We start from the raw sequence: 7,273 nt of genomic DNA, 5'->3' as shown, positions 1-7,273 counted from the left end.
CGTATCATAAGTTCAGTTTTTTTAAGTCCATATCACTGTTTTTTTAGAGCATTAGCTAGTTCTGTTTGTCCTGTTTCTCTTGCTAAAGCTAAGGGGGACTTCTTTTTTGTTAGATCTATTTTTTTACCAGACATTTCTCCAATTGCCATTCTTATATGGTCGTTTGCGGTGAATTCTTTTCCATTGGGTGCTTTATAGCCTTTTTCTTTTATTTCTTCTTTAGATAAAGTGTAGCCATGCTTCATCAATTTAGCAGCTACTTCTGGTTCATTTGAAAATGATTTAAGAATGGAGTCCTCGCCTATTTTTAGATTCTTCTTTAGATATTGCGCATCTGTTTCCTTCTTTATCTTGTTCTCCTGGATTTGTATATCCTTTAGAGAGTCATTAGGATCTTTTGGTGTCATTTTCATATATTTCTGAAATCCTTTTTCCAGTTTATAAATTTCGTCATCACAGGCTTTAATTACTTGCAATAGCTTAGCATCTTTGTCTTTAAACATATCTTTGAATTTATCTGGGTGTTTTTCAGCAAGTGTTGTTATAACTTTTCTATCGATGTCATCATTAAGACCCAGAGCATATATCCTTTCAAGATGCTCTAAAGGGCAATTGTTATCAATTAGCCTTTCAAATTTATTCTCAAATTGTTCACCTATTTCTTTACCAAATATCGCGTTTCTCCGATCGAATAAGCCTAGAAAATGATCCACCTCATCATTAGTGATTTCTTCTTTAAGGGCCTCTTCAAGAAGGTGATCTATAAACTCAGGATTATTTTCTGTGTGCTTTTGAAGTTCAACATGGCCTATTCCATTATGTAAGAGCTGCTTTATAGAACTTGGATTGAATAATTCATTAGTTATGTTTTTTGTTTTATCTTGAGTTTCTTTATCCCCTTCTTTTATGGCTTGGCTCGCCGCCCCTAGGAACCCCGACAGAGCCTCTGCTTTGGCATCAGGTGAGGAGTTTTTTATACTATTGTTTAGATAATCTTTGAAGTTTTCTTTGATATTAAGTTCTGGATATAAGGTAGTTGCAAAGTAAAGTTCTCCTAATTCTTTAAAGCCATATGAAGAGTTTTGATCATTATTTATTTGTGTTCGAAGTTTTTCTGGGACAATAGCCTCCGCTACCTTTTGAGGTGTTTGATTGGGTGATTCCGTTTTTTCCTGCTGCTCTTGTTCTTCGTTTGACATTTTCTACCCCACTATTCTTGTTTATCTAGGTTTTGTGCTAAAGTCCTTATGAGTTTTAGCATTCATTAATTATTGCATCACAATTAGTGATCGCTCTAAATTTTATTAGAATCAATATTAGTTATTTACCTCTTCCTTTTGATCCTTTGTTTTTGCCCATTATATTTGGCATAGAAAAATTGGGTATAGAGAATGAAGGCATTTTTTGATACGTTTTTTTCATTTCTCGCATCATAAGTTCAGTTTTTTTAAGTCCATATCCCTGTTCTTTTAGAGCATTAGCTAGTTCTGTTTGTCCTGTTTCTCTTGCTAAAGCTAAGGGGGACTTCTTTTTTGTTAGATCTATTTTTTTGCCAGACATTTCTCCAATTGCCATTCTTATATGGTCATTTGCGGTAAATTCTTTCCCATTGGGTGGTTTATAGCCTTTTTGTTCTATTTCTTCTTTAGAGAAAGTGAATCCGGCTCCCATCATTTTAGCAGCAAGTTTTGGCTGTGTTATAGAAGCTTTAAGGAGAGATTTACCACCCACTGTTAGACCTTGAAGTTTATTTGTTTTTATGGCTTCAAATAAACCTGATTTTTCATCTTGGAGCATTTCTTTGAATTTATTTTGGGCTTTTTTAGCAAGTGTTTTTATAATAACTTTTTTATTAATTTTATCTCCAAGGTCTGCATTAAATATTCCTATAAGCTGTGTTTCTGTTAGAGAAGTTCTCATTAATTTGTTAAGGCTCTTTTCGAACTTTGAAGTTTCCATGTAAATGCTTGACTTTCCTTTGTAATTGACTAAGAATTTGAGAGTCTCTTTATCCTTTGGATCCTTACTTTCAAGGGCTTTTTTAACAAATTCATCTGCAAATTCAGGGGTGTTTTCTGCGTATTTTGCAACTATTTCAGGTCCCTGTTGAGGATCCTTTAGGGCGGAATGTGTGATATCAAGAATATTTTGCTTAAGGACTATGTTTTTTGTTTTATCTTGAGTTTTTTTATCCCCTTCTTCTATTGCTTTGGTTGCCGCACTTAGAAAAGATTTTGCGGTTTCGGAATCTATATTATCTCCCAGAGTTGTGGGTGGGGCTGTGTTGTTACTTTTATCTCCTCTTAATTTTAGATTTGTATTTAGTTGATTTGCAAAAAAGACAGTCCCCTTTTGACCAGTATCGTATACATATTTTTTAGTATTAGGATTTATTGCCATTCTTGTGGTTGCTATGTCGTAAAGTGTTTGGGCTACTTCATCTTGAGTTGGTTTTTTAGATGATTTCATTTTTTTCTCTCTATTACTTTATAATCTTAAGTTTATTATCTCTATAAAGATTTAAGAAAAAGTTAACAATAGGAGTTTATTTTTTAATCCATCTTTTATGCAGCCAGAACCATTGTTCAGGATTTTGTTTTACCCATTTACCAATTTCGTGGTTGATTTGTTTCATAATAACTTCAGAAGATTTGTTTTTGTGTTCTATTTCAGAATGAATAATTACTTCAAAGTTTGAGTCTTTCTTGCGGATTATTTGGATAGGAATAATGGGGCAATCATATTTTAAAGCAAGTGTTGCTATGGCAGGAGCTGTCATTGCATCATGACCTAAGAATGGAACTTTAATACCATCATTCATTTTCTGATCAACCAACATCACCACTTGTTGGTTTTGTTGAAGGGCCGCAATAATTTGTTTTGCTCCGCTTTTTCCCTTGGGAATCATGGTAACTTCAATTTTATTGCGCATGTCATAAATAATTTTATCAACTAATTTATTATTCGCTGCGCGATAAACTCCACATAATTTAAAATTATGACTATATAAAATTTTTCCTATAATTTCCCAATTAGCTATATGTGCAGTGGCAATTAGAGCTCTTTTTCCTCGAATTTTTTCTAGATTCTCCAAACCTTTAATAGTGATGTGTTTATCAAATTCTTTTTGTGGCATATTCATTAAAAAAGGAGTTTCAGAGGCCACTAGAGCTAAATTTCTCCATATACCTAAAACAATTTGATTTATTTTTTGAGGAGATAATTCGGGAAAAACCATAGACAGGTTTTTGGCAGCAGTATTGCTTGCTTTTAATTTTGCTCCAATAAAAGTGAATATTTTGATAGATAGTTTCCTAGCGCTTTTTATCCCAAGTAAATTTATTAGAAATAACCATAATTTTACTAGTAAATATTCAATGAAGTATCGGAATTTTTTCATAAGGCTAGTAATTTTTGTAATTGTTCTTCATCACGCCAAACTAAATCCACTGGTAATACTTTAATTTTATGATGGTATTTAGGATCTATGCGGACATAATCTTTTTCAGTGGTGATAAGCTTATGACCTTTGGCAATAAGATTTTCTATATCTTTTTGAGTGTATTTATAATGGTCAGCAAAAGCAAGCTTCTCTATAATCCTGCCGCCTGACTTTTCTACAGAGTGGAAGAACTTGTCTGGATTGCCAATCCCTGCAAATGCTATAAACTTTTGTGCTTTGAAGTTGGTTTTGCTTGTTAAATCAGCTTGTAATATTGGCAATTGATAATCTAACTTTCCCTCCCCAATGATTACTGCAAAATTGGCTTGCTTAACTCCAGACTCTATAGACTCTCTTAAAGGGCCTGCAGGGAAGATCATTTTATTGCCAAATTTAGAATGACCATCTATTACCATAATTGTGAGATAAGGTTTAAAGCGGTTATCCTGCATTCCATCATCAGTTATAATCAGTTCGTAGCCAAGGCTTTCAAGATATTTAATGCCTTGAAGCCTGTTTTTTGCTACGCAAGTTGGTGCTTTTTTAAATAAGAGTAATGCCTCGTCCCCCACCTCATCAATTTTATGATGTTTATTTAACATTACAGGGCCAGTGAGAGATCCTTTATATCCTCTAGTTAGAATTGCTATTTTGTATTTGTTAAGAATCTTAGCTAAAGATAAAACAACAGGAGTTTTTCCAGCGCCGCCCATGGTGATGTTACCAACTCTAATCACCTTAGCCTTTGGTTGATATCTTTTGTTTTCCGGAACAGAAGAGAAATAAGAAGATATAAGGTTATATATAATAGATAATGGGTATAATAATAGGCTGAATATATTTCTTGTTTTCCAGAATTTAGGAGCAATAAGTTTCATTAAATAGCCTCATGATTTATTGCTTATATATTATTGTAATTTATGTAGTAAATCTACTAAATAAACTCACCTACTAAAGTGGTTCCTGATAATCTAGTTATTTTTACTGGAAGTATTTTTCCAATGTGATCAGAGGTTCCAAGTGCACAAACTGGTTGTCCAAATTCATTTTTTCCTAATATTTGTCCTAAATATTTGCCTTCTTTTTCAAATAATACAGAGCAGGCTCTACCAATGCTTTGTTGATTTATTTCATCTTGTTGCTGGGACAATAATGCTTGAATTCTAACTAATCTTTCAGTCATAACATCATCTGGAATTTGATCCATCACAGCTGCTGGTGTTCCAGGACGAGGGCTATATTTAAATGAATAGGATTGAGCAAATTTTACTTTTCTAATTAATTCTAATGTGTCTTCAAAGTCTTGGTCTGTTTCGCCTGGGTAACCAACTATAAAGTCAGATGAGAATAATATATCAGGAGAGGCTTCACGATATTTTTTAATAATATCTAGATATTGAGCAGCTGTATGTTTACGATTCATGTTTTTTAGAATCTTATCAGATCCAGACTGAACAGGTAAGTGTAAATATGGGGAAACTTTAGCTTCAGTTTTATGTAGCTCTATTAAGTCTTCAAACATGTCATTAGGATGAGAAGTAGTATAACGAATGCGTTCTAGATTAGGAATTTTTGCTAAATGCTTAATCAAGTCAGCAATATTAATTTCATTGCCTTGATCATCTAAACCATGATAAGCGCTAACATTTTGTCCAAGCAGGGTAATTTCTAATGCGCCTTTGCTGGTTAGATGTAATGCTTCACGATAAATCTCAGATAAATTTCGTGAATATTCAGCTCCACGAGTATATGGAACGCAACAGAATTTACAGAACTTATCACAACCTTCTTGGATAGTTAAAAATGCAGTATATCCCTGAATAGAATTTGTTTCAGGTAGAGAATCAAACTTTGAGACCACTGGGAAGTCTAAGTCTAAAGCTATATTATTTTCACGTGAAACTTTTGTAATTAATTCAGGTAAATTATGAAAGGTTTGTGGTCCAACAACTAGATCTACATAAGGAGCGCGAACAAAAATTTCATCTCCTTCAGCCTGGCTTACGCATCCAGCAACTACCAATAACATTTGCTTGCCTTTTGCTTTGCGTGCGTCTTTTAGTTCTTTGATTTTTCCTAATTCAGAATAAACTCTTTCTGCTGCTTTTTCTCGAATATGACAAGTATTGATTATTACTAAGTCTGCATCTTCAATTTTATTGGTTTGGACATAGCCAAATGCTCCTAATAGATCTAACATTTTATTAGAATCATAGACGTTCATTTGGCAGCCATAAGTTTTAATATAGAGTTTCTTTGACATGTTTTATTATGGTTTTTGTCTATAGTTAAATTCTTAAGAGATGATCAAGTTAAGCTTATAATGAATATAGTAATATTTGTCAAATATTATTGAATTTGTTTTCTTATGGATTTATTATTATGAATAAATGCAATGGTATTATTTTAATGAAGTTAATTATAAAATTTATAGTAGTGGCTCTTTGTTTTGGAGCTTTATTGTTGTTGTTGAATAAGAACTTTCCTAATGCTTTATCTGATGATCAGAACAAGGTTTCTTTGATATCTTCTGTGGCAATATTAACTTTGATTATCTCAAGAATATCGGTTAGCAATATAAGAATTTCATCTCTTGTAAATCAATTTTTAGGCTGGGTTTTAATTAGCTTGGTTATTATAACTGGTTATAGTTATAAATTAGAATTAGAACAATTTTCTAATCGTTTAGCTGCTAATATTATTCCGGGATATGCCCAGGAAAATAGTGATGGTTCTGTAACATTTTACGCAGGAATAAATGGCCATTTTAATATATCTGCTATGGTTAATGATTCTAGAAAAGTGAAGTTTCTTTTTGATACAGGAGCCAGTGTGGTTTCGCTTACCAATAGAGATGCTAGGTTGCTTGGTATTGATGTAGATAACTTAGAATATAATTCTCCCTCAAGCACTGCCAATGGAGTAAGTTGGGGAGCAAGAATTAAGTTAGATAAAATTCAAGTGGGGCCAATTATTGTTTATGATGTGTCAGCTAGTGTTTCTCAAGAGGGAGCATTAGATACTTCTCTGCTTGGTATGAGTTTTCTAGGTGAACTTAAAGAATTCAAGATTCAAGAAAGTAAACTTACCTTGACTAATTGAAAAATAACGTTATCATGTACAAAAATACTTTTAAACTAATTAATATATAGGTGTAGCTATGAGTAAAGCCGCTAAAACAGCAAGTAAAAATAACCCGACCTCTCGTATGAAGGCGGCAGATGTGTTTTTTAATGACAAGAAAGTTGAGCCAGTGTTGGTTCTTGATGGTCGTAGAAGATATATGGCTGCAGCATATGAAGATGGTTCTATGCCACTAGATGCTGATGGTTCTCCATTACCTTGGGCAGATGTAACTAGCTAAAGTCACAAATACTACAAGACCTTCTATGTGAGTGAAGGTCCTGTATTACTTTTACCCTTCTATTGTGAAACAGCATTGTCCTTTTATCCTTTCTATAGGAGGATTTTTGCACACCTGAATTTTTATCTTATCTTTAGGGTTTAAAAAATTCTTCTTTATGTGATCATATAATTTAAAACTTAAACTTTCAATTAAGTGAAATTCATTGTTTGAGCAAAAGTGTTGTATTTCTTTTGTTAATTCATCATAACAAAGTGCATCATTTATATCATCACTTTTACATGATTTTGGTAAGTTATTAAAAATAATAGTGATATTTAGGTTTATATCTTGAAGAGACTTGCGTTCTTCTTCTCCCACTCCAAAATAGAGTTTTAATCTTAATTGTTGTATTTCAAGTGTTGTTATCATTTTACATCTTTATGTGTTAAAGGTTGTTTTATCTATCGTAATTATGCCATAAAATT

General features: G+C 32.7%; 8 protein-coding genes. 2 read left to right on the top strand and 6 right to left on the bottom strand.

Translation table 11 applies throughout. The features are described 5' to 3' along the window. Positions 1–32 precede the first annotated feature (32 nt). The 5 genes from N4A31_07510 to miaB form a co-directional block, all read right to left on the bottom strand. Positions 33–1,199, bottom strand: a complete 1,167-nt coding sequence (locus N4A31_07510; GenBank protein MCT4636061.1) for a hypothetical protein — start codon at positions 1,197–1,199, stop codon at positions 33–35. 121 nt (positions 1,200–1,320) lie between these two features. Beyond that, positions 1,321–2,469: a hypothetical protein gene (locus N4A31_07505; GenBank protein ID MCT4636060.1), complete on the bottom strand. Its 1,149-nt coding sequence runs from the start codon at positions 2,467–2,469 to the stop codon at positions 1,321–1,323. A gap of 76 nt (positions 2,470–2,545) precedes the next feature. Further along, on the bottom strand, positions 2,546–3,400 hold the full coding sequence (locus N4A31_07500; GenBank protein ID MCT4636059.1) for a lipid A biosynthesis lauroyl acyltransferase: 855 nt from the start codon (positions 3,398–3,400) through the stop codon (positions 2,546–2,548). Then, positions 3,397–4,320 (bottom strand): tetraacyldisaccharide 4'-kinase, encoded by a 924-nt coding sequence (gene lpxK / locus N4A31_07495; protein MCT4636058.1) that lies wholly within the window; start codon positions 4,318–4,320, stop codon positions 3,397–3,399. The genes N4A31_07500 and lpxK overlap by 4 nt, the downstream gene beginning before the upstream one ends. A gap of 56 nt (positions 4,321–4,376) precedes the next feature. Further along, entirely contained in the window at positions 4,377–5,705 is a 1,329-nt protein-coding gene (gene miaB, locus N4A31_07490; protein ID MCT4636057.1) for a tRNA (N6-isopentenyl adenosine(37)-C2)-methylthiotransferase MiaB, read from the bottom strand. Between the two features lie 119 nt (positions 5,706–5,824). Here miaB and N4A31_07485 point away from each other — a divergent pair, with 119 nt between their 5' ends. Both N4A31_07485 and N4A31_07480 read left to right on the top strand, forming a co-directional pair. Beyond that, complete coding sequence (locus tag N4A31_07485) at positions 5,825–6,544, top strand: TIGR02281 family clan AA aspartic protease (protein ID MCT4636056.1); 720 nt, start codon at positions 5,825–5,827, stop codon at positions 6,542–6,544. Positions 6,545–6,602: 58 nt separating this feature from the next. Next, positions 6,603–6,806, top strand: coding sequence for a hypothetical protein (locus N4A31_07480; GenBank protein MCT4636055.1), 204 nt, complete (start codon positions 6,603–6,605; stop codon positions 6,804–6,806). Positions 6,807–6,857: 51 nt separating this feature from the next. Here N4A31_07480 and N4A31_07475 read toward each other — a convergent pair whose 3' ends face one another. Then, positions 6,858–7,217: a dihydroneopterin aldolase gene (locus tag N4A31_07475; GenBank protein MCT4636054.1), complete on the bottom strand. Its 360-nt coding sequence runs from the start codon at positions 7,215–7,217 to the stop codon at positions 6,858–6,860. Between the last annotated feature and the right edge of the window lie 56 nt (positions 7,218–7,273).

This window comes from Rickettsiales bacterium (assembly GCA_025210695.1).
Classification (GTDB): Bacteria; Pseudomonadota; Alphaproteobacteria; order Rickettsiales; family CANDYO01; genus CANDYO01.
This window is presented reverse-complemented; position numbering and strand designations above follow the sequence as displayed.

Coding starts and splice junctions, on each gene's coding strand:
- N4A31_07510 (MCT4636061.1), bottom strand. CDS start 1,199: ATGTCAAACGAAGAACAAGAGCAGCAGGAAAAAACGGAATCACCCAAT.
- N4A31_07505 (MCT4636060.1), bottom strand. CDS start 2,469: ATGAAATCATCTAAAAAACCAACTCAAGATGAAGTAGCCCAAACACTT.
- N4A31_07500 (MCT4636059.1), bottom strand. CDS start 3,400: ATGAAAAAATTCCGATACTTCATTGAATATTTACTAGTAAAATTATGG.
- lpxK (MCT4636058.1), bottom strand. CDS start 4,320: ATGAAACTTATTGCTCCTAAATTCTGGAAAACAAGAAATATATTCAGC.
- miaB (MCT4636057.1), bottom strand. CDS start 5,705: ATGTCAAAGAAACTCTATATTAAAACTTATGGCTGCCAAATGAACGTC.
- N4A31_07485 (MCT4636056.1), top strand. CDS start 5,825: ATGAATAAATGCAATGGTATTATTTTAATGAAGTTAATTATAAAATTT.
- N4A31_07480 (MCT4636055.1), top strand. CDS start 6,603: ATGAGTAAAGCCGCTAAAACAGCAAGTAAAAATAACCCGACCTCTCGT.
- N4A31_07475 (MCT4636054.1), bottom strand. CDS start 7,217: ATGATAACAACACTTGAAATACAACAATTAAGATTAAAACTCTATTTT.